We start from the raw sequence: 26,047 nt of genomic DNA on the forward strand, positions 1-26,047 counted from the left end.
TGGCCGCGCCTTGGCGGTCGCCTACATAGCCGTGCATGACAGAGCGCGCCGCCTTCCCCTCCAGTCCCTTCATCCAGCGATCCGACGCGCGGCGCGACGTCGACGTCGTCGTGATCGGCGCGGGCGCCGCCGGCATCGGGGCGGCGCGAGAAGCCTTGGCCCGGGGCGCCTCCGTGCGCGTCCTGGAAGCCCGCGGGCGCCTTGGCGGGCGCGCCTTCACCGACCAGTGCGGAGGCGTCCCCTTCGATGCGGGCGCCGCCTATGTGCATTATGCCGACCGCAATCCCTGGGTTGGCCTGGCCGCCGAACTCGGAATCGCGCTCGAGCCGCACCGCGGGTGGGGAAGGGGCGTGCCCTTTCGCGGCGGCGTGCGCCTGCCGGAGCAGGACCGCCAGGAGCGCATGCGGGCTTCAGAGCGGTTCTGGCAGCTGCTTTACGGAACCTCCGAAGGCCGCGACCTCTCGCTGGCGGACCTCGTGCGCGGGGAGGCCGACACCGTGGGGGAAGCGGCGCGGCGATATGGCGAGCAGGCGATCGGCGAGGATCCGGAGCGGATCGGCGTCGCGGACCTCCGTCAGCTCTGGGAGGGGCCCGACAAGACGGTTCCGGGCGGCTATGGCGCGCTGGTGGCCGCGGCGGGCGCAGGGCTGCCGATCACCCTGAACGCAGCTGTTCGTCGGGTGGATTGGGGCTCGCATGGCGTCGTGGTGGAAGGGCCTGCCGGCTCCATCCGGGCCGGCGCGGCCATCATCACGGCGCCACTGGGCGTGCTTGCCTCGGGAAGCATCCGCTTCGATCCGCCGCTTCCGCCGGCCACTGCGGGAGCTATCGGCGCGTTGCGAATGGGCGCGCTGACCAAGGTGGTCCTCGCCTTCGACGGCGAGCGCTTTGGCTGGCCGTCGCCCAGCGACCTCTACCCGCTTGGGACGGGCTTCAACCTGGAGTTCTGGCCCTTCAACCGTGACATCGTGATCGCGACCATCGGGGGGACGCAGGCACGCGACCTGGTGCGCCTGGGAGAGGAGAGCGCCGCCGCGGCGCTTCTGGACGTGGTCGCCGATATCGTGGGGAGCGAGGCGCGTCGCCATGTGACGGCGGGGCGGCTTGCGGACTGGGTGAGCGATCCTTGCTCCCGAGGCGCCTACTCGTATGCGCCTCCGGGCGCGGCTGGCGCGAGAGCGATGCTGGCCGAGCCGATTGGAGGCCGACTGTTCTTCGCAGGTGAGGCCACCTCGGGCGGGGCCGACACGGTGGGCGGCGCGATGACGGTGGGTGGGGCCCTGATCGCCGGCCAGATCGCCGCCCAGCAAGCCTGCGCGCGGCTGAGAGTTGGGGAGCAGGCGTCCTCGGTCTGAGATTCGCCCCTATCGAGCGCTGTCCAGCAGCAGATCGCGGAGATCCAGGGCCCGGTGAACCGATCGCCATTGCTGGGGGCTTTCGCCCGACCAGTCGCGGAACGCGCGGGTGAAAGCGCTCGCTTCCGAGTACCCCAGCAGGAGAGCGATCTCGCTCAGAGGCATGGTGCTGGAGAGCAGGAGACGCTTCGCCATGTCGAAGCGAATGCCGCTCAACAGCTCGGAAAAGGTGGAGTCCTCAGCCGCGAGGCGGCGGGTCAGGGTGCGCTTGTTGAGACCGAGCGCGCGTGCGACGTCGTCGGCCGTCGGAGCCCCTTGGCGGAGGCTCAAGCGGATCGCACGGCTCACGTCCTCAACGAAGGGCCTTGAGTTCATCGCTTCCGCAGTCTCGATCTGACGCTTGAGATAGCGATAAAGCGCCGGGTCAGCGCCCTTGATCCTCCTGTCCATCAGGCTCGTCGGAAGCAGCAGGGCGTTCACCTCGGAGTCGAAGCGGAGAGGAGCGTCGAAAACACGCCGGTAGGGCGCGACGTCATCGGGCCGCGACCGGGAGAGAAGGACCTCGCCCGCGCGCCAGTCGTCCCCGAGAAGCTTGCGCAGGGTGCGGTCCCAGAGGGCCAGCGCGAGCTCGATCAACTGGCCCATGCCAGGGGCGCTGACGTCCATGACCGTGTAGCCCAGCGCGATGACCTCCCGGGCCCTGTCCAGGATCGGAACGCCACGCCGGCCCTGGTGATGCAGGTAAAGAGCAAGGTCGTGCACGGCGGCTCCCAGCGTGGGCGCGTGCTGGATCAAGAAGCCGACCAGCCCCATGGAGGACGGCGTTCCCGCGGCCCCTACGAGCAGTCCGAAACATGGCAGGCCGGTCAGCCTTGCCGCTTTCTGCAGAAAAAGCCCGGCCGACTCGTATGAGATGATCGCGTCGGGGTCGTCGAAGAGGGATACGGCGATGTCGGCCAGGGCGCAAACCTGCTCCACCAGCAGCCCCTCCCTGCGGATCAAGTCGAGGGCGGGAACCAGAGGTCCTATCCGCATGCCCTGCGGGGGCGTGCGGATGGTGGGCTCGTCTAACTCGCTGTCGGTTCGTCGCTTGGGCATTTGGCCGGGGCGGTGCGAATGTTGGTACCACTACCGCCCGTTGAAGGCCCTCTCGTCAACTCTTGTTGAGCCCTGAATCAACTTTTTGTGTCTCGGCAGACCAAGCCTCTTCACCGCTCACCTCGGGTGAGGGCTTTGCATTCAGCCTATGCGGGCTAACTTCTCGAGCGTGGGGCGGTCGGTGACAGTCACGAAGGGGCCATCAATGCGGCAGCCGCTTTTCTCGATCTGGGCGAAGTTGCGGGACAGGCTTTCCGGCGTCATGCCCAGGCGCAGGGCCAGGGTCCGCTTGGAATAAGGCAACTCGAACCGGTCCGCGCCGCCGAAGTGGCGCTGCACCCTGAGGAGCCAGTGCGCGAGCCGCTCAATGGATGTGCGAAGCTTCTGTTCGGCCAGTTCCTTTGCGAGGCGGGTCGAGAGCGTAGAGGCGATTGAGGCCGCGGCGAACGCCAGGCCTGCATCCTTGGACATCGCGGGCACCAGGTTGGCGCCTGGAATTGCCAACAGGCGCGCCGTTGTCAGCGTGCGGGCCCCGTGGACCGGTTCGTCGCTCGAGAGAAGAGCGTCCAGGCCGACCGCCAATCCGTCGCGGACGGTGCAGAGCATCGCCTCGCGCCCAGCCTCCATCGAGAAGAACTCGACGGCTCCCTCCAGGACGAGATGAACGAACCCGGGGCGCTCCCCGGCGCCGATCAGCTCGGTTCCGGACGGGACGCGCTGGACGAGGCAGACCCGGGCGAATTGCTCCAGAGTCTCCGCGGAAGCATCCCTGAAAAGCGGCGTGGACCGCAGGCCTTCCACGGAATAGCTTTGCTGGATCGTCATCAACATGGGGTGCTTCCGCTCACATTATCGTTGCTCCGGCGCCAGCCAGGGCTGCGCCGGATGTCAGTCGGTCATCATGAGCGCCAACGTGCCTGAACGAATCGGCCGGTGCATGACAATCCGCGACGCGATTTATCTCATAGGTTGTATTACAGAGTGTAAATACCAAAAACGGGTATCGGCGAAGAGCGATTATCGAGAGTCCGAGAACGATCGGGCCGCTGGCGCGTTGTCCCTGTACTCAATGAAGGGAGAACCCGATGGACAAGCAGCACGTGAAGGGCGCGATGGACAAGGCCAAGGGCGCCATGAAGGACGCGGCCGGAAAGTTGACCGGCGACGCCAAGCTTCAGGCCGAAGGCAAGATGGACAAGGCCAAGGGCGACGCTCGCTCGGCCGCCGGAGACATCAAGGACGCCGCGCGCAAGTCCACCCGCTAAGGGCTTCACCGGGTCACACGTGAAGGGCCGGAACGATCCGGCCCTTTTTCAGCTCCATAAGACGACGAAAAAAGCCGACTCGCGCCGGCTTTTTCCTTTTGACGCCGCTCTAGTCAGTCGCAGCGACGAATCCGTCGCACAACGAGGTCTCCGTCGAAGTTCCGCTTGCGGATGGTGACAGTGCGGCAGTCGACAGATCCGGTCTCGAAGCGGCGATACCGGTCGCCACGGTCCCACCGATGCTCATAGCGGCGGCCGCTGTCCCAGTCGTGATCGCGACCATATCTTCCGCCCGTATCGATGGTCACGCTCTGGGCCATGGCTGCGGTTGAGCCCACGACCCCCAGGGCGAGGACGGCGACAGCGATCGGTTTCATGCTCAGGCCTCCATTCGTTTCCTTCGACTTGCTAACGCCAAGGCGGTTCGAGTGTTCCGGTCGCCGCTGAACGTCTCCCACGGCGATCTCACGAGATGGACTGCCCCGTTGTTGATCTTCGGCACGATGCCTGCATCGTGAACGACGTTGCGGAGGCATCATTTGCGACCCCATTCGGCGACGCCTATGGTGTGGCCTCACGCATACGGGCTTCCGAACAGGCGAGATCGCATGGCTTCTTTCGCATCCCGTCCGCGCGTCCTGATCGCCGCGGCCGCCGCGACGCTGGCTTTGGTCGCTCCCGGAGCCGCCTCCGAACGCGTCGAGAGCCTGCTGGCGAAGATGACGCTCGAGGAAAAGGTTGGGCAACTCAATCTGGTGTCGGGGAACCACGCCGTGACGGGGCCTTTCGCGCCGCAGGATGTGCGCGACGCGATCCTGAAAGGGCAGGCGGGAGGCCTCTTCAACGTCTACGGAGCCGAGTATACCCACAGCCTTCAGGAAATGGCGGTGAAGGAGACGCGGCTGGGGATCCCCCTGCTGCTGGGCTTCGATGTCCTGCATGGCTATCGAACCATCCTGCCCATCCCGCTCGGCCAAGCCGCCAGCTGGGACATGAAGGCCATCGAGCAGGGCGAGCGGGTATCGGCCACGGAGGCCGCGGCGGCGGGCGTGAACTGGATCTTCGCCCCCATGGTGGACGTGGCGCGCGACCCGCGCTGGGGGCGCGTGGCGGAAGGCGGCGGCGAATCCGCCTGGCTCGGCGCCCAGATCGCGACCGCGCGGGTCCGGGGCCTCGAGGGCTCCAACCTCGCGAACACGGATTCGGTCGCCGCCTGCGTCAAGCACTTCGCGGGCAACGGGGCGACGGAGGCCGGGCGCGACTACAGCGGGCTCGACCTGTCCGAGCGCGCCCTGCGCGAGCAGCAACTGCCGCCTTTCCAGGCGGCGGTGGCGAGCCGCGCACGGTGCGTGATGGCCGCCTTCAACGCGGTGGACGGAGTCCCGGGTGTCGCCAACGACCGGCTGCTGCGGGACATCCTGCGGCGTGAATGGGGTTTCGACGGCATCGTGGTGAGCGACTTCGGCGCAATCAGCGAACTGCCGGTGCATGGCGTGGCGGAGGACGGGTTCGACGCCGCGCGCATCGCGTTTCAGGCAGGCACGGATATGGACATGGAGAGCCGCACCTACGTGGCGTCCCTGCCCCTGCTCGTGCGCGAGGGCGCGGTGCCCGGGGGCGAACTGGACGAGGCCGTGCGCCGGATCCTGCAACTCAAGGAAGACCTCGGCCTCTTCGACGACCCTTATGCGCGCTCGGACCCGAGGCGGGAGGCGACGCTGATCGGCTCGGCCGAGCACCGGACCGCCGCGCTGTCGCTGGCCGAGAAGAGCCTCGTCCTGCTCAAGAACGACCGGCAGACGCTTCCCTTCCGGAGAGACGCCAGGCGCGTGGCGGTGATCGGGCCATTGGGGGACGCCGGCGCGGATACGCTCGGCCCCTGGGCCGCGCACGGCGATCCCGATTCCACGATCACGCTGAAAGAGGGGATCGAGGCCGTGCTGGGCGGGAGCGCGCAGGTGTCGACGCTCGCCGCCGGCGCCGTGGATGGGTCAAAGCCTGCCGACATCGCGGGGGCGGCCAAGCTGGCCGCGCAGTCGGACATCGTGATCCTGGCGCTGGGCGAGCATGCGACGCAGAGCGGCGAGGCCGCGAGCCGCGCCTCGCTCGACCTGCCCGGGGACCAGATGGCGCTGGCTCGCGCCGTGCTCGCGGTTGGAAAGCCCACTGCAGTGGTGCTCTTCAACGGGCGTCCGCTCACGGTTGAGGATCTCGACCGCGAGGCGCCGGCGATTCTGGAGGCATGGTTCCCGGGCAGCGAGGGCGGGCTCGCGGTGGCCCGCACCCTGTTCGGGCTCAACGAGCCGACTGGTCGGCTGCCGATCAGCTTCCCCCGCTCGGTGGGGCAGATCCCGATCTACCACGATCACCTGCCGACAGGCCGGCCTGCGGCGCCGACCTACAAGCCCTACACGAGCGCCTATATCGACCTGCCATCAACCCCCCTCTATCCCTTCGGGTACGGCCTCTCCTACACACGTTTCGAAATGGGCGAGCCGCGGCTGGACCGGCTCCGGATGGGGGCAGGGGAGACCGTCAGGGTATCGGTGGACGTGTCCAATGTCGGCGATCGGCGCGGCACGGCGCAGGCTCAGCTCTACATCCGTCACCGGGTCGCGCGTCTGTCGCGGCCGGTCCGCGAACTCCGCGGCATGGGGCGCGTGGAGCTCGAGCCCGGGCAAAGCGCCCAGATCGTGTTTTCGCTCACCGAGCAGGACCTCGCCTATTGGCAGCCCGGCGGGCGTTTCGCGCCCCCGGAGGGCGGGCCGATCGAGGTGCATGTGGGGCCCGACTCCGGCCAGACCCGCATGGCGGTTCTCGATTACCGGCCGCGGGGTCCAAGCGTGGCGCACGATCCCGGCGTGCGGGTCGACACCGTCCGTCCGACGCCATGAGCCGAGGGTCCAGCCCTGCGTCGCCTGCATGGGCGACATTCCGGTAAAACGAACAATCGTCCGTTCTTTCGGTTGACCTCATCGCAGAAGCGAGTAGGGTGCCGGCGTTGCATCGTATTCGGCGGTGCGGCCGCGGGATTTTGAGCAGCAGCTTGCGCCGCGTCACCAAACGCTAAAGCGCCACGACGCTGTCGTGGGCTCCCGACGAGGAGACCACCATGACCATGACGACCTTCGGAAACGCCTTCGCATCCTGCCGGTCCATGCCCGGCCGGTGTTGTCGACGCGCAGCCTGAGATTTCCGCTTTTCGTCCTGGTCTGGAGGGCGCCCCGCGGGGCGCGAACTTCGTCATGTCCGATGCATTTCTGATCGAACTCGGCGGCGCCGCCGTCGGGATCGTGGCTCGCCAGCCTGGCGAGGCCGCCTATCGCTTCTATGCCGCCGATCCGTCCGCGCGGGCGCTGGAAGGGCGCTCTTTCCGCAGCGTCGCGGCCGCTGACAGGGCCGTCCAGGCCCTTCCGGCTCGTCCCGGGCGGCAAGACGCCCGGCGCGGGCCAGGCATTCGAGGTTGACCATGAACGCTCATGTGAAATTCGCCCCCGCGCAGGCGGAGCCTGCCGCCGGGGAGGCCTTGATCCGGTTCGAGGGCGTCTCGAAGCGCTTCGCAGCCCGGAGGGGACAGGCCGAGGTGCGGGCCCTGGACGGCATCGACCTCGCGGTCCCCAAGGGCGCCATCGTGGGGGTGATCGGACGGTCCGGCGCCGGAAAGTCGACGCTGATCCGGCTGGTGAACGGGCTGGAGCGCCCCTCGAGCGGCTCGGTCGTGGTGGATGGGGTCGACGTCGCAGGCCTGGACGAGGCCGGGCTGCGCGGCGTGCGCCGGTCCATCGGGATGATCTTCCAGCACTTCAACCTGCTGTCCTCCCGCACGGTGTTCGACAATGTCGCGCTGCCGCTCGAGGTCGCGGGCGTCGGCAAGGGGGCGATCCGGCAGGCGGTGGAGCCGCTGCTGGAACTGGTAGGCTTGAGCGACAAGCGGGACCGGTATCCGGCCGAGCTCTCGGGCGGCCAGAAGCAGCGGGTCGGCATTGCGCGGGCGCTGGCGACTGAGCCGAAGGTGCTGCTCTGCGACGAGGCTACTTCGGCGCTCGACCCGGAGACAACGTCGTCGATCCTGCAACTGCTGAAGCGGGTCAACGCGGAGCTCGGGATCACCATTCTGCTGATCACGCACGAGATGCAGGTGATCAAGGAGATCTGCGACCGGGTCGCCGTGCTGGAAGGCGGGCGCATCGTGGAGGAGGGCGGCGTGTTCGACGTGCTGACCCGGCCCCGGCACCCCACCACGGCGAGCTTCCTGGCCTCGGTCACCGGGATCGAGCTGCCGCCGGATGTCGCAGGCGCGCTGCAACCCGCCCCCGTCCCGGGCGGCCAGGCGGTGTTGCGCATCACCTTCACGGGCGAGAATGCGACCACGCCGGTGATCAGCCGCCTGAGCACGACGCTCGGCATCGACTTCAACATCCTGGCCGGCCGCATCGAGCGGATCGCGGGTCGGCCGTTCGGCAGCCTCGTCGTGAGCCTGCCGGGCGACGAGCCCGGCCTCTCGGCGGCGGTCGCCGCCCTCGGAAAACTCGGACTCGGCGCGGAGGTGCTCGGTCATGTCGCCTGAACTCATCCGGCTCATTTGGGCTTCGACGCTCGACACGCTTGGCATGGTGGCCGTCGCGGCCGCCATCGGGACGCTGGTCGGCCTGCCGCTCGGCGTGTTCCTGGCCACCAGCCGCAAGGGCGAGCTCTTCGCCGCGCCGGCGATCAACGCAGTGCTCGGGCTTGTGGTGAACGCCACGCGCTCGACGCCCTTCATCATCCTGGTGGTCGCCATCATCCCGTTCACCCGGCTGGTGGCGGGTAGCTCGATCGGCACGGCGGCGGCCATCGTGCCCCTGACGGTGGCGGCGACGCCGTTCATCGCCCGCATCGTGGAGGGCGCGATCCGCGAAGTGGACCAGGGTCTGGTCGAGGCCGCGCGCGCGATGGGGGCTACGCCGCTGCAGATCGTCCGCAAGGTGCTGATCCCGGAGGCGCTGCCCGGCGTGGTGCTCGGCCTGACGCTCGCCGTGGTGAGCCTCATCGGCTACTCGGCCATGGTCGGCGCGGTGGGCGGCGGCGGCCTCGGCGACCTCGGCATCCGCTACGGCTACCAGCGCTTTATGCCGGAAGTGATGGCCGCAGTTGTGGTTGTGCTCATCGTGCTCGTGCAGGCGGTGCAGAGCTTCGGCGACGTGCTGGCGCGCCGCCTCAACAAGCGCCTGCGCCATTCCTGATCCCCTGTACCCTCGAACCCCTCGTAACTGGAGTCCTCCCGTGACTGTCTCCCTGTCCCGTCGCGCGCTGATCGGCGCGGCGTTCGCCGCCTCCTTGCTCGCCGCAGGCGCGGCCCAGGCCGCCGACCAGGTGATCCGCATTGGCGCCACGCCCGGCCCGCATGCGCAGATCCTCGAGTCTCTCAAGCCCGTGCTGGCCAAGAAGGGCATCGACCTGCGCATCCAGGAATTCTCGGACTATGTGGTGCCCAACCAGGCGCTGGACGCCGGCGAGCTCGACGCCAACTCGTTCCAGCACCAGCCCTACCTGGACAATCAGGTGAAGGACCGCGGCTACAAGCTCGTTAGCGTCGCGCAGACGGTAAACTTCCCGATGGGCATCTACTCGAAGAAGCACAAGAGCTTCGACGAGGTCCCGAACGGCGGGACGGTCGCCATCCAGAACGACCCGACCAACGGTGGCCGAACCTTGCTGCTGCTGCAGGACAAGGGCGTGATCAAGCTGAAGGAGGGCGTGGGCTTCAAGCCGACCGTGCTCGACATCGTCGAGAACCCGCGCAAGCTGAAGTTCATCGAAATCGACGCCGCCCAGGCGCCGCGCACGCTGGACGACGTGGACGCGGCCGCGATCAACACCAACTACGCCGAGCCTGCCGGGCTCAGCCCGCAGAAGGACGCCATCCTCCTCGAGCAGCCCAAGGGACCTTACGTCAACGTCATCGCCGTGCGCGTGGCCGACAAGGACAAGCCCTGGGTGAAGGAGCTGGTGGACGCCTACCGCAGCCCGGAGGTGAAAGCTTTCGTGGAGCAGAAGTTCAAGGGCGCCGTGCTGACCAGTTGGTGACTGCCTGCGCGCCCTGCGCAACGAACGTGACGCTCCACCGCGCCTGCGGTCGGGGCGTTCGCCGTTCTAGGGCACGTCGCCGCCCAGGCTGCGGCGCATGAAGAGGGTCCCGGCCACCGGGGTCTCGTAGTAGGACGGCATGGGTTCGAACCCAAGCTTGCGATACAGCGCGGCGGCCTGCGTCATGGACGGAAGGGTGTCCAAGCGCACCTCCCGGTACCCGATCCGCTCGGCCGCCGCCAGCGCCGCCCCGACCAGGCGCTCGCCCAGGCCCAGTCCGCGCGCAGCCGAGGAGACGTAGAGCCTCTTCATCTCGCAGCAGCCGTCCTCCGGCAGCGGCCGGACAGCCACGCAGCCCAGGGGCTCGCCTCCGGAGGATCTGGCCAGCAGCAACGCCCCGCGCGGGGGCGCGTACTTGCCGGGCAGCCCGGCAAGCTCGGCGCCGAAATCCTGGAAGCAGAGGTCGACGTCCAACGAGGCGGCATAGGCGCGGAACAGGTCCGCGACGTCGGCGACATCGTCCGGCGCCGCGGCCTGGGCGATCTGGATCGGAACTGGCGCGTGCATCTCTGGATCTTCGCCGCCGTCAGCGGTCGGCGCAAGCCGCGACGAGCGATGCGTCGGGATCATGGCAGGCGAGGGCGCGCCAGCCGCGTGCGGCGTTGATCCGCGGCCGGCCGACCCTATAGTCCGCGGCGAGCCGGCTTCCCTCCGACCTCCTGCCGGCGATCAGGATCTCCCTATGACCATCCGCTCCGGCATCGTCGACGCCATCGGCAATACGCCCCTGATCCTGCTGAAGGGAGCGTCCGAACGGACGGGGTGCCGCATCCTGGGCAAGGCGGAGTTCATGAATCCCGGCCAGTCCGTGAAGGACCGCGCGGCGCTGTTCATCATCCAGGACGCCGTCCGCCGCGGGGCGTTGCGGCCCGGCGGCACGATCGTGGAAGGCACGGCCGGCAACACCGGCATCGGTCTGGCGCTGGTCGCCAACGCGCTCGGCTTCAAGACGGTGATCGTGATCCCGGAGACGCAGTCGCAGGAGAAGAAAGACATGCTGCGGCTCGCCGGGGCGGATCTCGTCGAGGTTCCCGCCGTGCCATACGCCAATCCCAACAACTACGTGAAGGTGTCCGGCCGGCTCGCGGAAGAGCTGAACGCCAAGAATCCCGAAGGGGCGATCTGGGCCAACCAGTTCGACAACGTCGCCAACCGCGAGGCCCACATCGAGACCACCGGGCCGGAGATCTGGGAGCAGACGGGCGGTCAAGTGGACGGCTTCATCTGCGCGGTCGGGACGGGCGGCACCCTTGCCGGAACCGCAATGGCCCTCAAGGCGCGCAACCCGGCCATCACCATCGGGTTGGCCGACCCCATGGGGGCGGCGCTGTACAGCTATTACACGACGGGTGAACTGAAGTCCGCGGGGTCCTCCATTACCGAGGGCATCGGGCAGGGTCGCATCACCGCCAACCTCGAGGGCGCGCCGATCGACACGGCCTTCCAGATCCCGGACGAGGAGGCGCTGCCTGTCATTTTCGAGCTGCTCGAAAAGGAAGGTCTTTGCCTGGGCGGCTCCTCGGGCGTGAACGTGGCCGGCGCGATCCGGCTGGCGGAGCGGCTCGGGCCGGGGAAGACGATCGTGACCATTCTTTGCGACTACGGCACGCGATACCAGTCCAAGCTGTTCAACCCGGCCTTCCTCAAGACCAAGGGCCTGCCCGTTCCAGGCTGGATGACCCGGCAATCGCGGGTGAAGGCGCCCTTCGTCTAGGCGAAGGCTTCAGCTAACCGCTGCTCCTGGGTTCTCCATTAAGCGCTCTTCAAGGACCTCCAGCCGCCACGGAGGTTCTACTTCCGCGTGCACTCCTTTCCACCTTGGTCGATCTGGACGTGTGGCATCAAAGCCGCGACTGTCCCGGATATTCCACGCGCGTGGAACAAAGGTTGTGGAACTCGCGTTCGGCGCGGGCGGGGCGCCATCGTTCCGCCTGCCGTCCGGGCCCCGTTGGGTCAGGCGGTCGTCGCCTGTGAACTTGGAGCATCGCTATGAAAATGAAAGCGCTGGCCCTGCTGGTCATCGCCGCGCCCCTGGCTGCGTGCGGATACACGCCCCGCGATCGTGCGATCAGCGGCGGCCTGATCGGGGCCGGGGCAGGCGCCATCGTGGGTGGAGCGGCCGCTGGCACGGCCGGCGGCGCGCTCGCCGGGGCGGCGATCGGCGGCGTCGGCGGGGCCATTATCGGTCACGCTACGGCGCCCCGGCATCACTGCTATGCGCGCGACCGCTATGGATACCGCGTCCGCGTGCGCTGCTACTGAAGCGCTCTGCTCTCAAGAAAGAGGCCGGGTTCGCGCCCGGCCTTTTTTCCATTCCATTTCGGAAGACGTCCCCGACGAGCGATTTAGCTCAGCGGTCCTCGGTGCCGGCGCGGGTGTACTGGCTCAGGGCCGGGCGCCACCGGGAATCAGGCCCGAAGTCGCCGACGGTGTTCACCGACAGCAATTCGGCCAAGCGATTGCGCGCGCGATTGACGCGGCTCTTGATGGTGCCCACGGCGCAGCCGCAAATCTGGGCGGCCTCCTCGTAGGACAGGCCGGAGCCCCCGATCAGGATGAGCGCCTCACGCTGGTCCGGCAGAAGCTTCTGCAGGGCCGCATTGAAGTCGGCGAGATCCATATGCCCATCCTGGGCCGGATGGGTCGCGAGGCGGGCGGCCATCTGCCCATCCGCATCCTCGACCTCCCTGCGGCGCTTCCTGTGCTCGGAATAGAAGACGTTACGAAGGATCGTGAAAAGCCACGCGGAGACGTTCGTCCCTGGCGTGAACGAATTCCGGTTGCCCCAAGCCTTCAGAAGCGTTTCCTGGACGAGGTCGTCCGCACGATCGGGGTTTCCGCAGAGAGACATGGCGAAGGCGCGCAACGCTGGGACAGCGCCGAGCAGGTCGTCCTTCATCCGGCGGCCTGCTTCGTCCATCACTCGTCTTCCTTCTGCTCTCCCCCTGTTTTTGTATCCAACTGGTTGAGAAGCTCGAGAAAGCGATCCGGCACCGGCTGGCTCACGACAGAGTCATAGATCGAGCGGAGCTGGCGTCCGATCTGGGCGTGCACGTCGGCGTCAAAAGCTTCCGCCGGCGCGCCCGTGCGTGCCGCCTGTCCTGTCTGCTGATCCATGCTGCCGCCTGTCCGGTCCGTTCGCTTGGGGTTCTTCTCGTCCATTCAGGCCTCCAGGTCGCCAATTGCGGCGCGATCAACCGGGGGGATCAATCGGCGACCTCATCCGTGGGGCTTGGAAAACTTAACGTCGCTTGCCGCACACGGTTCCGATCCCCGGCCGGAACTTTTCAGAGGGTCCATCGTTCATTTGAAGTCAAGGTTCGGCTGGCCCGGGCCAACCGACCTCCCTGCCTCCGGGCCTAAATCTCTCCAGCAGACAAGGGGCGCCCATGTCCATAGCCCAGGCGATCGCACCGCACCTTCCTTACCTGCGTCGGTTCGCCCGCGCTCTCACCGGCACTCAGCAAGGCGGCGACGCCTATGCGGTAGCCACCCTGGAAGCTTTGATCGCGGACCCCAACTCCTTCGAGCGCGAGATGGAGCCCCGCGTCGCTCTTTACAAAGCGTTCCTGAAGGTCTGGGGTTCCATCGCCATCAACCAGGTGACGGACACCCCGTCGGCTTCCGGAAGCATCACGCGCAACTTGGCGGCCCTGACGCCGCCGGCGCGCGTCGCCTTCCTGCTCAGCTCGGTCGAAGGATTCACCCACGAGCAGATCGCGGGAGCCATGGGGCGCAGCCCCGAGGACGTGGCCGGGCTCATCGACGAGGCGGGCCGCGAGATCGCCCAGCAAATGGCCACGGACGTGCTCATCATCGAGGACGAGCCCATCATCGCCATGGACCTCGAGTCCCTGGTCGAAGGGCTTGGTCACCGGGTGATCGAGGTCGCGCGCACCCGGAGCGAGGCCGTCGAGGCCGTGAAGCGGCAGCAGCCCGGCCTCGTGCTCGCCGACATCCAGCTGGCGGACGGCTCGTCCGGCCTGGATGCCGTGAACGACATTCTCGAGTCGTTCGAAGTGCCGGTGATCTTCATCACTGCCTATCCGGAGCGCTTCCTCACCGGAGAGCGGCCGGAGCCCGCGTTCCTGGTCACCAAGCCCTTCCGGGTCGAGACCGTGAAGGCGGTGATCAGCCAGGCCCTGTTCTTCGACCAGAAGTCCCACCGCAAGGAGAAGTCGGCGGTCGGCTGACCGCGGCTCCTGCATCCCAACCAAAAGGGCCGCGGCTTGCGCCGCGGCCCCTTTTTTGCGTGACCGGCGAGGCCGTCCCGCTCAGTCGTCGTTCTTGTCCAGTACCCGGCCTCCGATGAAGCCTGCCAGCACCGAAAGCCCGATGAGCGTCCAGGGGCTCACCTGGCTGGTGACAGAATGCGCCACGCGGGCCGCGATGTTCTCGCGCTCGCCGCCCAGCCCGGTGGACTTGAGAAGGGCCGCCACGTCCAGGGCCGAGCGGGCGGCGTCGCTGGCCTTGGCGGCCATCTCCCTGCGCTCCTTCTCGGCCTTCTTGGCCCTGGACCGGCTGGCGATCACGCGGAAGATCACGACCAGAATGGCCAGGACCAAAAAAATGCCGGCCATGTAGCCGGCGGCATGGAGCTCGCCGTAGCGCTCGCTGAGCCAGATATAGAGCGCGGCGATGCCGAAGGCTGCAGCCAGAAGGGCGAATATCGCGATCAGGGCGATCTCGATCACGTCCTCGACGAGGTGGGACACGGCCGTGCGCACCGGGCGCATGGCGGTGTCCTTGAGAGTCTCGAAGAGCCGGTTCATCAGCGTGAACGGCTCATGAGGCCAAGCACGAGGCCCACGCCGGCGGCGATCAGAACGGCCGTGATAGGGTTGCGCTCGATCCGGGACTCGATCTCGACATTGGCGTTATGCAGCCGGTCCCGGGCCTCGCTGGCGAACATGTTGCCCATCTTGCTGACGTCGTTCGCGCGCGCGTAGAACTGGCCGCGGGCCTGGTCCATCATGCCTTGTGCGTTGTTCCGAGCCGCGCGCGACTGGCCGGACACCATGTTCGAGACCGTGTCGGCGAGACGCGCCAGATCGTTTCGAACGGCCGCGAGATCGTCGCGAACGTCGGACATGCGCGTATCCTGGTTTCCAAACATGGATCGTAGCTCCTTCACGGGACCGAGCCCCGGCGCGCAGCGGCATGCCGCCCGCCACCGGGACGCTGAGACGTGCCTTCGGAACGTACGCCTGCGTTGGAGGGTTCCAAAACCCAAAAAGAAGACCCGCAACGGGGTTCGTTGCGGGCCGGAGGGGGCGCCAGCGCGTCGGCAAGAGGGGGCGTTCCTCCGGCGCGCGACGCTGATGAACCGAGAACGCGCGTTTCGTCAGTTGGTTCCGGCGAGTATCTGACCTCAGAGCCCTCGGGCCAGCACGCAGCGGTGAAGGGACCGTCGGGCTCGGGCGAGGGCCTCATAGCCGCGTGTCTCCTGACGCCACCGGTCGGGCCCGCTGATCCGCTCCAGCTCGAGCAGGCAGCCGGCCAGGTCGAGCATGTCTTCGAGCATGCGGGCGAGATCCTGGCCCTGGCTCGGCCGTTCCGTCTTGGTCAGGAGCGATGCGGCCGGCCCGGCCATCCACTTTGGTTGGGGGGCCAGTTCAAGCGTCGTCGCTCCCGCGTCGGACGCGAGGTCGATGGCTCCGTCCGAACTCATGGACGCGCCCCTCCCTTTCTGTTCTCGGAGACGGCCCCAAAACGTGCCCGGGGCGGCGAAGTTCCGTCGGTCTTCGCCGGGTCAGGCCTGCACGGGCGGCGGGATGGGATCGCTCATCGGAGGCATGACGGGCGCCGGATTGGGATCCGGCACGCCGGGGCCGGGACCCGGGCCAGGCTCAGGGATGTCCGGACCGGGAGGGTTCGGATCCGGAATGTCCGGTTGCGGCGAGGGGTTGGGCAGGGGTTGAGGTTTTGGTTCCGGGGTAGGGCCTGGATCAGGCGTGGCGGCGTGCGGCATCGGGATCTCCTTCCGGGGCAAACGTGGCGACGGGCCGGGCTGTTCCGACGCAACTTAGCCCGCCTTGGCCTTCTTCGAGGCTTGCTCGGGATTCTGCGGCTGAACGGGGAGGTCGACGGCCTCTGCGGCGGCGGCCGCGATGGCTTCCGACTCCTCCGCCGAGAGCTTGGCGTTGGGCACCTGCACCACGACCTGCGGACGGGCGAAGGCGATGCCATTCTTTTCGAAGGCGTCGCGCACGCGCTGGTAGACCTCGCGCCGCAGGATGAACTGTTCGCCGGGCTTGGCCATGAACTTTACGCCCACGACCATGCCGATTTGCTCCATGCGGCGCACGCCCTGCGACTTCACCGGCTCCAGGAAGTGCTGGCCATATTCTTCGTCCTCCATCAACTCCTTGCCGATCTGCTTCACGATCTTCTTCACCTTCTGCAAGTCGGTGTCGAAGGCCAGCAGGAACTCGAGCTTCAGGATGATCCAGTCTCGGCTGTAGTTGGTGAGGCGGTGAATGGTGCCAAACGGAACCGTGTGCACGGCGCCGCGGTGATGCCGGATGCGCAGGCTGCGGATGGAGATTCCCTCGACGGTGCCGCGGGTCTGGTCGATTTCGACGTACTCGCCGAGGCGGAAGGCGTCATCAAGCAGGAAGAAGATGCCGCTGACGATGTCCTTCACGAGCGTCTGCGCGCCGAAGCCGATGGCGATTCCGACGATGCCGGCGCCGGCGAGCAGGGGGCCGGTGTCTACCCCCAGCGTCTTCAGGATCATCATGCCGGCGACGATGAGGACGACCACCAGCAGGAACTTCTCCACGAGCGGCATGAAGGTCTGCATGCGCGTCTGGGGCTTCATGCTGCCTTCTTCGAAGGCCACTTCGGCGTCGTCGGGATCGACCGGGTCGCCGCCGGCTTCGCTGCGCACGATGGCGCGGATGATCTCCCAGACGACATAGGCGAGGAGCAGGATGATCGCGACGTCCAGCACCATGCGGGCCACGCTCTCGCCGAGGCGGTTGCTGGCGTAGGCGAAGACGTCCAGGCCCCAGACGCGCCCCATGACGTAGAGCGCCGCGACAGTCGCCAGGATGCGGGCGCAGCGCACGACGCTGGTAACCCAGGGCGGGTCCACCTTGTCATCGTGGCCGCGTCGCCGCGCGAAGGACCTCCGCAGCGTGAGGGTCAACAGGCGGACGGCGGCGGGCGTGTAGGCCACCAGCAGCAGGCTGAGCACACCGGCCTCGAACGCCATCGGGCCGGCCTCCAGCGCGCCCAGGAAGGTCAGGAGCCAGACCAACCCCACCGCCAGCATGGTGACCCCATGCCAATGCACGCGCAGCCAGCGGAACAGCAGGGTCTCGTGCGCGAAGCCTCCGCCTTCCTCCGGCGGCTCGATCATGACGCGCAGCCATTTGAGGCCGGCGAAGAGCTCCATGCCGAGGGCTGTCCACAACGCCAGGCCAATCACCATGCGGCCCTCGAAGGGGACGTCCGCCGCGCGCAGCTCTGTGAGAACAAGCGCGCCGAACACCACGGTCCCATGCGATGCCACCACGGCGGTTCGCAGCGCGCGCCGGACCATGCGCCGCTCCGCGGCCGCCGAGGCTGGCGTCAGAAAGGCGATGCTGAGGTAGGCGAGGGTATCCGCCAATCGAACCAGCAGCGCCCCGGCGACGAAGGAGAGGGCGAAGTCCTGCTGCGCCTGCGGGAGCGCGCGCGGGGAGGCGAGCACCAATCCCACGGCGACCGCTGTGAAGCATGCCAAGCCGATCAGGCGCTGGCCCAGCAGTCCGCCGTCGCGCAAGGTATCGGGCGGCGGCGGCAAGCCCAGGCGAGTTCGCTGCCTGCGCGTGACGGCCCGTACGGCGAGCCGCGCGAGCGCCTCGACGGCCCCCGCTGCGGTGAGCGAGAGAAGGATCCATCCAAAAAGAGCCGCAAGCGAGCCTGGGGTCGCGTCCAGGTGGTCGAGCATGCGGTCGCGCACCAGGGTCAGGGGAGGCACGCCGGACGCCGTTTTCGCAATACGCTCCGCGTAGGCCCGGGCGGAGGACAGCATCGCGCCGAACAGGTCAGTGACCGCATCCCTGTCGCGCGCCTCTTCCGGGGTTGGGCGTCGCTCCAAGGTCTCCAGCAGCAGCGCGCGTGCCTGGCGATCGTCCAGCCTGCTCACGAAGTCCGGCACCTTGGCCGGGTCCTCCGGCGGCTTCGCCTGGTCAGAGGAGGAGTGGCTTTTTCCGCCCAGCGCGAGCGGCAGGGTGGGCGCCGGGGAGGATGAACTCGAGGCCGCCAGGGCGGCTGCGCCCACGACGAGGCCGAGCATGAGCGCCACGAGGCCAGCCGCCCCGCGCCGGATCCGAGGCCGCCGGTGCGCTCCAATGCTCAAGACAAGGCTCCACCCGAAAGGGATCTGTTCAACGCGGCCCCGTCAGCACGGTTCCTGACGCACCGGGACGGGCCTTCCACTGTGAGGAGGCGACAATCGGAACCCGCGCCCCATGGGCGGAGTTGCCTGCCCAATCGGCGCGACCTGCGCCGCACAACAGCAGCAACCTTGAGTTCCATGCGTCACGTTCAAGAAGACGACCTCGCCAACGCCACGGCCGTGCCCCTCACATCCTCCCCGGACGCCATCACCGAAGACCTGCGGTCCTTCGCCCTCGAATTGGGTGTGAGCGGCGCAAGCGCCCTGTCCAAGGAGGAATTGGTCGAGAGCCTGAGGCAGGTCTACGTGCTCCGAACCGTTCTCGAGAGCGCCTCCAACGGCCGCGCGAGCGGCCTGTCCTGAAGCGCAGGAGCGAAGACATGTCCGACACCTCGCAGACGCCGCGCTCTCCGGAGCCCCAAGAGAGCAAAGGAGAACCCGCGCGTCGTCCGGGCCAACCCGGGAGCGAAACGGAGGTGGGCTCGCGCGCGAGACCAGACAATTCACCGATCCCGGACGGCGCTGAGCCCAAGGGAAACCAAGACTCCCGGCGCAAGTAGATTCGTTATCGTCGAGCGGTGGCCTCGGCGAATATCAGGGCTGTAACGCAGGGTCATGTTGGGCTAGATTGCGCCGAGGGCTGCGGTGTCGCTGAATTGCCCTGTGCTGTTTCGGGCGAAGGGTTTCTGCATTGGGCGATACGTCCCTCAAGGTTCTGCTTGTCGAAGACGAGCCCCTGATTGCGCTCACGATGGTCGACATGCTTGAGGAACTCGGCCATCAGCCTCTCGAAGCGCTGAATGGGGAGCAGGCCCTCTCGCTGTTCGGCGAGCATGCTGACATAGATCTCGTCATCACGGACCTCGGTCTTCCTGACATCGCCGGAGACAAGCTGGCAGACACCCTTCGCGCGGGCGCACCTAGCCTGCCCGTCATCTTCGCGACGGGACATACGGGCCAGGGTCCGCAGCCGATCCAGGCTACGCCGCCGACGGCCCACCTGGGCAAGCCGTTCCAGCTTGCCGAACTGGCGTCCACCATCGACCGGCTCATGGCCGTCGCCCGACAGGCCTGAGTTCGCGGCCGCCCTGTCAGGCCGACGCCCACGAGCGTTCGCTCGGCAAAACCAGCGTCCACCTGGCGCCGGCGCCCCGCTCGCATTCGATCTCGATGCGGCCTTGCCGGGCCAGGTTGCGGACGAGCTTCAGTCCGATCCCATGGGGGCGCGCTTCGTCCCCGAACCCGGGCCCACTGTCCTGCATGGTGATCTGGAGCCGGCCCAACTGGTTGCGGCCGATCTCGACCGAGATGGCGCCGGCGCCCGCCGCGAAAGCGTGATTGAACGCATTGGCGGTCAGTTCAGCCAGGATCATGCCCATCAGCGTCGCCGTGGCGAGATCGATGGGCGCGTTCTCGCCGTTGACCGTCAAGGCGGCGCGGTCGCCATGGTGGATCATCATCAGGGGCGGAAGCAGGCGGTTGATGTAGTCCAGCAGGCCGATGCTCGAGACGTCGTCATCCTCGTGCAGTTCCTGCTGGATCACTCCGATAGCCTGGACGCGCCGCCCCACTGACTCGAGAGCTTCCCGGCAGTCGTCGTCCTGGACGTCACGGGCCTTCAGGGCGATCAGGCTCAGGATCACCTGGAGGTTGTTCTTGACCCGATGGTGGACTTCGGCGAGCAGCACGTCGCGTTGCCGGAGCGCCCGGCGCGCTTCGGCCAGGGCCTGGGCGGCCCGCACCTCGGCCTCCTTGCGGTCCGTGATGTCGACGCATGAACCGAGGTAGCCGGCGAAGCGGCCCTGGGCGTCGAAGAACGCCCGGCCCGTGTCCAGCACCCACCGGTAGACGCCGTCGTGCCGGCGCAGCCGATAGTCCATCTTGAATTCGCGACGCAAGTCGAAGGCCGACCGGAAGTGGCGGCGGCACCGGTCCACGTCCTCGGGATGAATGACGTCGTACCAGCCCTCGCCGAGTTCCTCCCCCAGAGGTCTGCCGGTGAATTCGAGCCGTGGCACGTTGACGTAGTTGCAGGCCATGTCCGGCCCTACGCGCCAGATCAGCACAGGCGCGTGATCCGCCAATTCCTGAAACCGGTGTCCGCTGTCCATCTCGTCCGTCCGCTACGCCGGCCGGGCCCCCCGACCGAACACTCAGGAGTCGATAACGAACCCACCCTCGCGAGGTTTCAGCGGAAGAGACGGGAATTCAGCGCCAAACACGGAAAAACCCGGCGGGCAGGGCCCGCCGGGTTCTTATTCCTCGTGTGACCGAGAAACTTAGAACTTGTAGTTCACGCCCACGCGGACGACGCCGAAGTCGTTGTTCTTGCCGGAGGAGACCACATAGTCAGCCGCAAGGCCAGCCGAGTCGACGCCAGTCACGTACCCGGAGCGGTTGCCGCGGTCGATGTTGACGTACAGACCTTCGATCTTGGCCGTCCAGTTCGGGGTGAAGGCGTACTCGAGACCACCACCGATGGTCCAGCCAGCCTTGGTGCTGCTGTTACCCCAGAAGTCGTGGCCGCCGACGTCGCCGTAGGCCAGACCACCCGTCACGTAGATGAGGGCGCGATCGATCGCGTAGCCGAGGCGAGCGCGAACGGTGCCGAAGTAGTTCCCGTTGTTGTTGTTGCCGTAGTAGGCATAGTACGGGAAGTAGCCGTTGTGGTTGCTGTTGCCGAGGTCGGCGTACTGGAGGTCGGCCTCGACGCCGGCGACGAACGCGCCGAACTGCCAGTTGTAGCCAATCTGACCGCCGCCGACGAAGCCGCCGTCGCTGCCGCCGCCGTTGAACCCGTAGGTCGCGCCGTAGTCGACGCTGGCCGGGGTGACGTTCGTGAAGGTCAGGTCACGGTTGCCGTTGTTCCAGCCGTAGCCGGCGTTCAGGCCGACGTAAAAGCCGGTCCAGGTGAAGACCGGGGCGTAGACGACCGGGGCCATCGGGGCGCCCTTCGAGGTCGGCAGGTCGGCCGCAGCGGCCGCGCCCGTCATCACGGTCAGGGCCGTGGCGGCGAGGAGGAAGTTACGGATCATTATTCGCATCCTTTTCGAGGAGGGGTCTCGAGGCTTGAGCCTGAGAGACAATACCCGCCACAACGGCCATGTTCAATTCAGGTTGCCGCCAGAACAGGCTTCACAACCCTAGTACGGCAGGTCTGTGGCATTCAGGACACGGATCAGCCCAGCAAACAACCCGAAATGCTTGGATTTCGGGGTCTCGGCAGCTTAGAATTAACAAATCGTTGACCGTGCCGCGTGTCCGGAACTTGGCTTGAATGTGGCGAATGCTGGGCGGCGACTCTCTGCCGACGCCATGAACATTGATAAATGATATTTTGTCCTTCTTCCGAGGGCGGTTCCAGCGCACGGGCGGATCGGCGGAACGAGTCGGAAGCGACTCACGTTCGTGGAACTGGCGAGGGATTCGCCGGCGGAGGGTTGCGTGATGGCGCCGCGTGCGAACTGGAAAGGCTATCTCAAGCTGTCCCTCGTCTCCTGCGCGGTGGCGCTTTATCCGGCCTCCACCGCTGCGTCTCGTATCGCGTTCCACACGGTAAACCGGGAAACCGGCAACCGCCTGCGACGCCAGATGTTCGATCCCGATACGGGCGACGTGGTCGAATCCGAGAACCAGGTCCGGGGCTATGAGGTCGCCAAAGGCGACTACGTCATCGTCGAGGACGAGGAGATCGACGCCATCGCCCTGGAGAGCACCCACACGATCGACATTGAGTCCTTCGTGCCCCGCTCGGAAATCGACGAGCTCTACGTCGACGCGCCTTATTATCTAGCGCCCGATGATCGCGTGGCCCAGGAGGCCTTCGCGGTCATCCGCGAAGCGATGCGGCAGGAGGATGTGGTCGGAATCGCCCGGGTGGTGCTCTACCGGCGCGAACGCATCCTGATGCTCGAGCCGCGCGGAAAAGGCCTTTTCGCCGCGACGCTGCGCTACCCCTACGAGGTTCGACAGCCGGGCGCCTATTTCGACGATATCCCCGATGTGACAATCCCGCCCGACATGCTGGACCTGGCGTCCCACATCATCGGGCGCATGAAGAAGTCCTTCGATCCCGCCGCCTTCCAGGACCGGTACGAGGACGCGCTCATCAATCTGGTGAAGGCCAAGCAGTCCGGCCGCGCCGCGCCGGCCGCGACGGCGGCTCCCCGGCCCAGCAACGTCGTCAACCTGATGGATGCTCTTCGGCGCAGCCTTGAATCGGAGCAGGCCCTCGCCCCGGAAGGCCGCGCCAGAAAGGCGCCTGGCGGCAAGGCGCCTTCCTCTCCGAAGGCGCCAGCCAAGGAGAGCGGCGCGCCCGAACAGGCCGGCGCCCGCGGAACGGCCAAACCGCTCGCGGCGAGCAAGCCCGTGAAAAAGGCAGGGAAGGTCGACAAGAGCGCTCCTGCGACCGCCCGTGGAGGCGCAGGCGGCCCTGCCAAGGGCGGCAGGTCCAAGAAGTCGGCCTGACGTCAGCGGGGCAGGGGGCTTGCGGAGGGGCAAAAGCGCCTCCGGCATGGGCGCCAAATTCCTTGAATCGAAAAGGGCCGGAGCGAGGCTCCGGCCCTTTTCGAGTTCTTGCGAGGTCGTCACCCCGCCATGGTGGCTACAACCCGCAGTTCCGGGGCCTTGCCGCCCGCAGGGCGCTGCGGCGCGATCGGGCGCGCCGACCAGTTCGGCCCCAGCATGTTGCGGGATAGGCGCAAACCGTGAGACGCGAGGCGAGACGCGAACTTGTTCGCCAGCATGAGCAATGCCCGGGACTGCACGATCTCGAGATCGGCCGCGTCCTGACCGGCCAGCTTGAAGGAGCCGTCCTGAAGGGCGGCGATCATGCGCAGGAGCGTGATCTCGCCGTCGGTCGCGGTGGGAACGCCCTCCGCCATGAATTCGAAATCGCCGGACGTGCGAAGCCGCAGCTCGTTATCGAGCAGCAGCGCATCCGACATGAGCCCGTCCACGGCGCCGTCTCCAAGCCGGTCGCGGATGGACGCCGCGGCCGCATCCAGGTGCCTCTGGTCGTAGCCGTTGCGGAAGCGCTCGAAACGGCGGAGCACGTCGATGACAAAAAGGGCGTCCGCGGGCAACAGGATCCTGACGCTCGAAGGAAGGGCGTGGATCGTCATCGATACCTCGCTGGTCGGAAGGGGGTGGTGTTTGGTTGCGAGACAAACGTCCCGCACGAGCTTTCGTTCCTGAGTTGAGGAGCGGCTGACCGCCCCGGGACGGAACCGTCTTCCGGCGGGGCACGTTTGCTCCACGACAAGTCGCGAAGGAGCATTGCGGATGGCTCAAGAGCCGGTGGATCCCCCGACGGTGCGAAACGAGGTCAGAGCCAAGCAGGGCGTGACAGGACACAATGTGCGCTATGTGCTGACCATCGGGATCGCGTTGGCGATCGTGGCGGGCATCATCCTGTACTTCACTGTGGGCCGCTGAGCCGGGAGCCCGCACCCCCAAAGGGAACAAACCTCGGAGTCGCGCGTTGACCTGCGTTCAGAGTGTTCGGTAATCACGGGCCGCTCAACGGCCTCTCGGGTCGGGGCGACTTCCGTTCATGGATCAGGCTGCGGATGGCCAGGCGCGGGCTCGGGCGAAAGCTGGCCCGGCCATGATTGAGCGCGCCCCCACGGACCTCGAGCGCTCCCGCGCCGCCGCTCATTCCACTCCAGAATCCGCTCCTGCTGACCAGGCGTTTCGCCAGGGCTGGCTCCTGGCCATCCTGAGCGCGGCCTTCCTGGTCGCGGCAGTCGTGGCCGCCGTGCTGGCGGTGCTCAACACGGACCGGATCGTCACGGTCAACATGCGCGCGGCCCAGGTGCGCGAGAGCGTGTTTCGGCTGGAATCCGCCTATTCCGACATCCTTGCTGGCGAATATGCGGCGCTGCTGTCGGACGACCCGGCGGCGGTGGATCGCTTCCGCAACGCCCTCGAGGCGGTCACGCCGCCGCTGGAGCGCCTTCGAGAGCTGGTCATGGACCAAAACCAGCGCGAGCGCCTTGGGCGGATCGAGCAACTGGTCCACGGCAGGGTGACGGAAATCCGCAGCGTGCTGGCTCTCATCGAGGCGGGCCGGCGCGACGAGGCGCGCGACAGGATCCGTAGCCTCGGGGATGCGGCGGACCAGGCGGCGATTCGGGCGTCGCTGGCCGATTTTCGCGACAGGAACCGGCTCGTCCTGGCCCAATCCGAGCACGGCTACCGGAGCGCCGCGCGGATCCAGATGATCGTCGGAGGGGTGGCTGCCTTCGCCATCCTCCTGTTCGGCCTTCAGCAATTGCTGAGCACCTACCGCTTCCTTCGGCAGGAGGCCGACAGCCGCAGCCGCTTGAGCGCCGCCAACGAGCGCCTGGAGCGGGAAGTTGCGGCGAGGACGGCCGAGCTCGCAGGCGCCGTGCAACGTTTCGAGGTGGCCCTGCGGGCCGCCAACGTCATCGTGTTCACCCAGGACCGGAACAGGGTCTTCACCTGGATCAGCAGCGACGTGTTCGGCTTGCCGAGCGGCCGGGTGATCGGGTTCAAGGAGGAGGATCTTCTGCCCCCGGACGTCTGCGCCATCATCATCCCGGCGAAGGAGGCGATCCTGTCCTCGGGGACGGCGCGCGACTACCAGTACAGCGTCGAGATCGAGGGCCGCCCGCGCTGGTTCCGGGTCAAGGCGGAGCCGCTCGCGGACGCGAACGGGCGGACGATCGGTCTGATCGGGGCCATCATCGACCTGACCAGCGAGAAAGCGACCCAGGATCAGCTCGCGCGCGTCACGGACGAGCTGCGAGACACGCTGCAGCGCTTCCAGGTCGCGCTGAAAGGCGCGGACATCACCGTCTTCGCCCAGGACGCGAAGCTCCTCTATACCTGGGTCAGCCGCGAACTCGATGGCCGCAGCCCAGCCGACTTCGTCGGTCGGACGGACGCCGAGGTCTTCAAGCCCGAGCTGGCGCGCCGGCTCACCGAAATGAAGACGGCGGTGCTCACGGCCGGCGAGCCGGCCTCCGGCGAGTTCCGGGTCGAAGGGGTCAGCGGAGAAAATTGGCAGCTGGTCCGCGTCGAGCCGCGCCGGGACAGCAGCGGGGCGATCCTGGGCATCCTGGGCGCCAGCGTGGACGTCACCGACCGCCGGACACGGGAAACCCACAATCGCATCCTGCTGCGGGAGCTGACCCATCGCACCAAGAACCTGCTCGCAGTGGTGCAGGCCATGGCGCGCCAGACGCTCACCACCAGCGTATCGGCGCGGGATTTCGAGTCGCGGTTCTCCGGGCGCCTGCAGGGGCTGGCCAGCTCCCTGGACATTCTGGTCAACGAGAACTGGCAGGGCGCGGCCGTGGTCGACCTGGTGCAGTCCCAGCTGACCTTCTGGAAGGACATCATCGGGACCCGGATCCGGCTGCATGGCGCGGACGTGCGGCTTGAGCCGGAGGCGGCGCAGAACATCGGGCTTGCGCTGCACGAGCTTTCGACCAACTCGGCCAAATACGGAGCGCTTTCCGTCCCGGGCGGGTTGATCGACATCGCCTGGGGCTTCGAGCAAACCGATCCAGCGCAGCCGGGCGAGGCCCGCTTCTCGTTGAGCTGGCGCGAAAGCAACGGGCCGAGGGTGGAGCCGCCCCGGCACAAGGGTTTCGGCCACGCCGTGATCGAGCGGCTCGTCCCCCGCGCGCTCAATGCAAGGGCGCAGCTGGACTACGCGCCCGCGGGCTTCTCCTGGCGGCTGGACATGCCGTCCAGCTACACGCGCGCGCCCGACGCGGAGCCGCGCGAGCCGAAGGTCTGGGCCGGCTAAGGGACGCGGGCGCGCCTTCGGGAACGAACGGCCT

Annotated in this window: 28 protein-coding genes; 15 read left to right on the forward strand and 13 right to left on the reverse strand. The window is 67.4% G+C overall.

Annotated features, from left to right (window positions below; genetic code table 11):
• Positions 1-35 precede the first annotated feature (35 nt).
• Positions 36-1,355: a flavin monoamine oxidase family protein gene (locus tag SLNSH_RS10050; protein WP_106336634.1), complete on the forward strand. Its 1,320-nt coding sequence runs from the start codon at positions 36-38 to the stop codon at positions 1,353-1,355.
• Positions 1,356-1,364: 9 nt separating this feature from the next.
• On the opposite strand, the gene SLNSH_RS10055 is transcribed toward SLNSH_RS10050, so the two are convergent.
• Both SLNSH_RS10055 and SLNSH_RS10060 read right to left on the reverse strand, forming a co-directional pair.
• Complete coding sequence (locus SLNSH_RS10055) at positions 1,365-2,453, reverse strand: AraC family transcriptional regulator (protein WP_106336636.1); 1,089 nt, start codon at positions 2,451-2,453, stop codon at positions 1,365-1,367.
• Positions 2,454-2,594: 141 nt separating this feature from the next.
• On the reverse strand, positions 2,595-3,284 hold the full coding sequence (locus SLNSH_RS10060) for a helix-turn-helix domain-containing protein (protein ID WP_106336638.1): 690 nt from the start codon (positions 3,282-3,284) through the stop codon (positions 2,595-2,597).
• A gap of 254 nt (positions 3,285-3,538) precedes the next feature.
• On the opposite strand from SLNSH_RS10060, the gene SLNSH_RS10065 reads away from it, so the two are divergent.
• Positions 3,539-3,718 (forward strand): CsbD family protein, encoded by a 180-nt coding sequence (locus SLNSH_RS10065; protein ID WP_106336640.1) that lies wholly within the window; start codon positions 3,539-3,541, stop codon positions 3,716-3,718.
• A 113-nt stretch (positions 3,719-3,831) separates the two neighbouring features.
• Here the strand turns inward: SLNSH_RS10065 and SLNSH_RS10070 are convergent, their stop codons facing one another.
• A complete protein-coding gene (locus SLNSH_RS10070) occupies positions 3,832-4,095 on the reverse strand; it encodes a hypothetical protein (protein WP_106336641.1) in 264 nt (87 codons plus the stop codon).
• 231 nt (positions 4,096-4,326) lie between these two features.
• On the opposite strand from SLNSH_RS10070, the gene bglX reads away from it, so the two are divergent.
• The 5 genes from bglX to SLNSH_RS10095 all read left to right on the forward strand — a co-directional run bounded on the left by bglX (position 4,327) and on the right by SLNSH_RS10095 (position 9,784).
• Positions 4,327-6,612 carry a beta-glucosidase BglX gene (gene bglX / locus SLNSH_RS10075; RefSeq protein WP_158266734.1) on the forward strand — a complete coding sequence of 762 codons (2,286 nt, stop codon included), beginning with the start codon at positions 4,327-4,329 and terminating at the stop codon, positions 6,610-6,612.
• 351 nt (positions 6,613-6,963) lie between these two features.
• Positions 6,964-7,185 carry a hypothetical protein gene (locus SLNSH_RS10080; protein ID WP_106336645.1) on the forward strand — a complete coding sequence of 74 codons (222 nt, stop codon included), beginning with the start codon at positions 6,964-6,966 and terminating at the stop codon, positions 7,183-7,185.
• A 2-nt stretch (positions 7,186-7,187) separates the two neighbouring features.
• Positions 7,188-8,285: a methionine ABC transporter ATP-binding protein gene (locus SLNSH_RS10085; protein WP_106336646.1), complete on the forward strand. Its 1,098-nt coding sequence runs from the start codon at positions 7,188-7,190 to the stop codon at positions 8,283-8,285.
• A complete protein-coding gene (locus SLNSH_RS10090; RefSeq protein WP_106336648.1) occupies positions 8,275-8,940 on the forward strand; it encodes a methionine ABC transporter permease in 666 nt (221 codons plus the stop codon). Before SLNSH_RS10085 ends, SLNSH_RS10090 begins: the two co-directional genes overlap by 11 nt.
• Positions 8,941-9,034: 94 nt before the next feature.
• Positions 9,035-9,784 (forward strand): MetQ/NlpA family ABC transporter substrate-binding protein, encoded by a 750-nt coding sequence (locus tag SLNSH_RS10095; RefSeq protein ID WP_425352990.1) that lies wholly within the window; start codon positions 9,035-9,037, stop codon positions 9,782-9,784.
• A 66-nt stretch (positions 9,785-9,850) separates the two neighbouring features.
• Here SLNSH_RS10095 and SLNSH_RS10100 read toward each other — a convergent pair whose 3' ends face one another.
• Positions 9,851-10,351 (reverse strand): GNAT family N-acetyltransferase, encoded by a 501-nt coding sequence (locus SLNSH_RS10100; protein ID WP_106336823.1) that lies wholly within the window; start codon positions 10,349-10,351, stop codon positions 9,851-9,853.
• A 175-nt stretch (positions 10,352-10,526) separates the two neighbouring features.
• On the opposite strand from SLNSH_RS10100, the gene SLNSH_RS10105 reads away from it, so the two are divergent.
• Together SLNSH_RS10105 and SLNSH_RS10110 are read left to right on the forward strand one after the other, a co-directional pair.
• Positions 10,527-11,558, forward strand: coding sequence for a cysteine synthase A (locus tag SLNSH_RS10105; RefSeq protein WP_106336650.1), 1,032 nt, complete (start codon positions 10,527-10,529; stop codon positions 11,556-11,558).
• 275 nt (positions 11,559-11,833) lie between these two features.
• A complete protein-coding gene (locus tag SLNSH_RS10110) occupies positions 11,834-12,106 on the forward strand; it encodes a hypothetical protein (RefSeq protein WP_106336651.1) in 273 nt (90 codons plus the stop codon).
• An 88-nt stretch (positions 12,107-12,194) separates the two neighbouring features.
• Here SLNSH_RS10110 and SLNSH_RS10115 read toward each other — a convergent pair whose 3' ends face one another.
• Both SLNSH_RS10115 and SLNSH_RS10120 read right to left on the reverse strand, forming a co-directional pair.
• A complete protein-coding gene (locus tag SLNSH_RS10115; RefSeq protein ID WP_245422218.1) occupies positions 12,195-12,764 on the reverse strand; it encodes a sigma-70 family RNA polymerase sigma factor in 570 nt (189 codons plus the stop codon).
• Entirely contained in the window at positions 12,764-13,006 is a 243-nt protein-coding gene (locus SLNSH_RS10120; protein ID WP_158266735.1) for a NepR family anti-sigma factor, read from the reverse strand. The genes SLNSH_RS10115 and SLNSH_RS10120 overlap by 1 nt, the downstream gene beginning before the upstream one ends.
• 227 nt (positions 13,007-13,233) lie before the next feature.
• On the opposite strand from SLNSH_RS10120, the gene SLNSH_RS10125 reads away from it, so the two are divergent.
• Entirely contained in the window at positions 13,234-14,037 is an 804-nt protein-coding gene (locus tag SLNSH_RS10125) for a response regulator (protein WP_106336653.1), read from the forward strand.
• Positions 14,038-14,118: 81 nt separating this feature from the next.
• Here SLNSH_RS10125 and SLNSH_RS10130 read toward each other — a convergent pair whose 3' ends face one another.
• The 4 genes from SLNSH_RS10130 to SLNSH_RS10145 all read right to left on the reverse strand — a co-directional run bounded on the left by SLNSH_RS10130 (position 14,119) and on the right by SLNSH_RS10145 (position 18,194).
• The gene (locus tag SLNSH_RS10130) at positions 14,119-14,616 is read right to left on the reverse strand and encodes a hypothetical protein (RefSeq protein WP_106336655.1); all 498 of its coding nucleotides are present in this window, start codon (positions 14,614-14,616) and stop codon (positions 14,119-14,121) included.
• Complete coding sequence (locus SLNSH_RS10135; protein WP_158266736.1) at positions 14,616-14,936, reverse strand: ElaB/YgaM/YqjD family protein; 321 nt, start codon at positions 14,934-14,936, stop codon at positions 14,616-14,618. Before SLNSH_RS10135 ends, SLNSH_RS10130 begins: the two co-directional genes overlap by 1 nt.
• Before the next feature lie 279 nt (positions 14,937-15,215).
• Complete coding sequence (locus SLNSH_RS10140) at positions 15,216-15,515, reverse strand: hypothetical protein (protein WP_106336659.1); 300 nt, start codon at positions 15,513-15,515, stop codon at positions 15,216-15,218.
• A 354-nt stretch (positions 15,516-15,869) separates the two neighbouring features.
• Positions 15,870-18,194, reverse strand: a complete 2,325-nt coding sequence (locus SLNSH_RS10145) for a mechanosensitive ion channel family protein (protein ID WP_146140239.1) — start codon at positions 18,192-18,194, stop codon at positions 15,870-15,872.
• A 177-nt stretch (positions 18,195-18,371) separates the two neighbouring features.
• Here SLNSH_RS10145 and SLNSH_RS10150 point away from each other — a divergent pair, with 177 nt between their 5' ends.
• Complete coding sequence (locus tag SLNSH_RS10150) at positions 18,372-18,596, forward strand: hypothetical protein (protein WP_106336663.1); 225 nt, start codon at positions 18,372-18,374, stop codon at positions 18,594-18,596.
• Between the two features lie 328 nt (positions 18,597-18,924).
• A complete protein-coding gene (locus tag SLNSH_RS10155) occupies positions 18,925-19,308 on the forward strand; it encodes a response regulator (protein WP_106336665.1) in 384 nt (127 codons plus the stop codon).
• A gap of 16 nt (positions 19,309-19,324) precedes the next feature.
• Here SLNSH_RS10155 and SLNSH_RS10160 read toward each other — a convergent pair whose 3' ends face one another.
• Both SLNSH_RS10160 and SLNSH_RS10165 read right to left on the reverse strand, forming a co-directional pair.
• Complete coding sequence (locus SLNSH_RS10160) at positions 19,325-20,344, reverse strand: sensor histidine kinase (protein WP_106336666.1); 1,020 nt, start codon at positions 20,342-20,344, stop codon at positions 19,325-19,327.
• 168 nt (positions 20,345-20,512) lie between these two features.
• Positions 20,513-21,268: an outer membrane protein gene (locus SLNSH_RS10165; protein WP_196240234.1), complete on the reverse strand. Its 756-nt coding sequence runs from the start codon at positions 21,266-21,268 to the stop codon at positions 20,513-20,515.
• 412 nt (positions 21,269-21,680) lie between these two features.
• On the opposite strand from SLNSH_RS10165, the gene ku reads away from it, so the two are divergent.
• Positions 21,681-22,700 carry a non-homologous end joining protein Ku gene (gene ku, locus SLNSH_RS10170; RefSeq protein WP_106336668.1) on the forward strand — a complete coding sequence of 340 codons (1,020 nt, stop codon included), beginning with the start codon at positions 21,681-21,683 and terminating at the stop codon, positions 22,698-22,700.
• Between the two features lie 119 nt (positions 22,701-22,819).
• Here ku and SLNSH_RS10175 read toward each other — a convergent pair whose 3' ends face one another.
• Positions 22,820-23,356, reverse strand: a complete 537-nt coding sequence (locus SLNSH_RS10175) for a hypothetical protein (RefSeq protein WP_106336670.1) — start codon at positions 23,354-23,356, stop codon at positions 22,820-22,822.
• A 160-nt stretch (positions 23,357-23,516) separates the two neighbouring features.
• On the opposite strand from SLNSH_RS10175, the gene SLNSH_RS24870 reads away from it, so the two are divergent.
• Together SLNSH_RS24870 and SLNSH_RS10180 are read left to right on the forward strand one after the other, a co-directional pair.
• Positions 23,517-23,669, forward strand: coding sequence for a hypothetical protein (locus SLNSH_RS24870; protein ID WP_158266737.1), 153 nt, complete (start codon positions 23,517-23,519; stop codon positions 23,667-23,669).
• Between the two features lie 172 nt (positions 23,670-23,841).
• Positions 23,842-26,013, forward strand: coding sequence for a PAS domain-containing protein (locus SLNSH_RS10180; RefSeq protein WP_158266738.1), 2,172 nt, complete (start codon positions 23,842-23,844; stop codon positions 26,011-26,013).
• The last annotated feature ends 34 nt before the right edge of the window (positions 26,014-26,047 follow it).

It is taken from the genome of Alsobacter soli, from assembly GCF_003004785.1.
Lineage (GTDB): Bacteria > Pseudomonadota > Alphaproteobacteria > Rhizobiales > Beijerinckiaceae > Alsobacter > Alsobacter soli.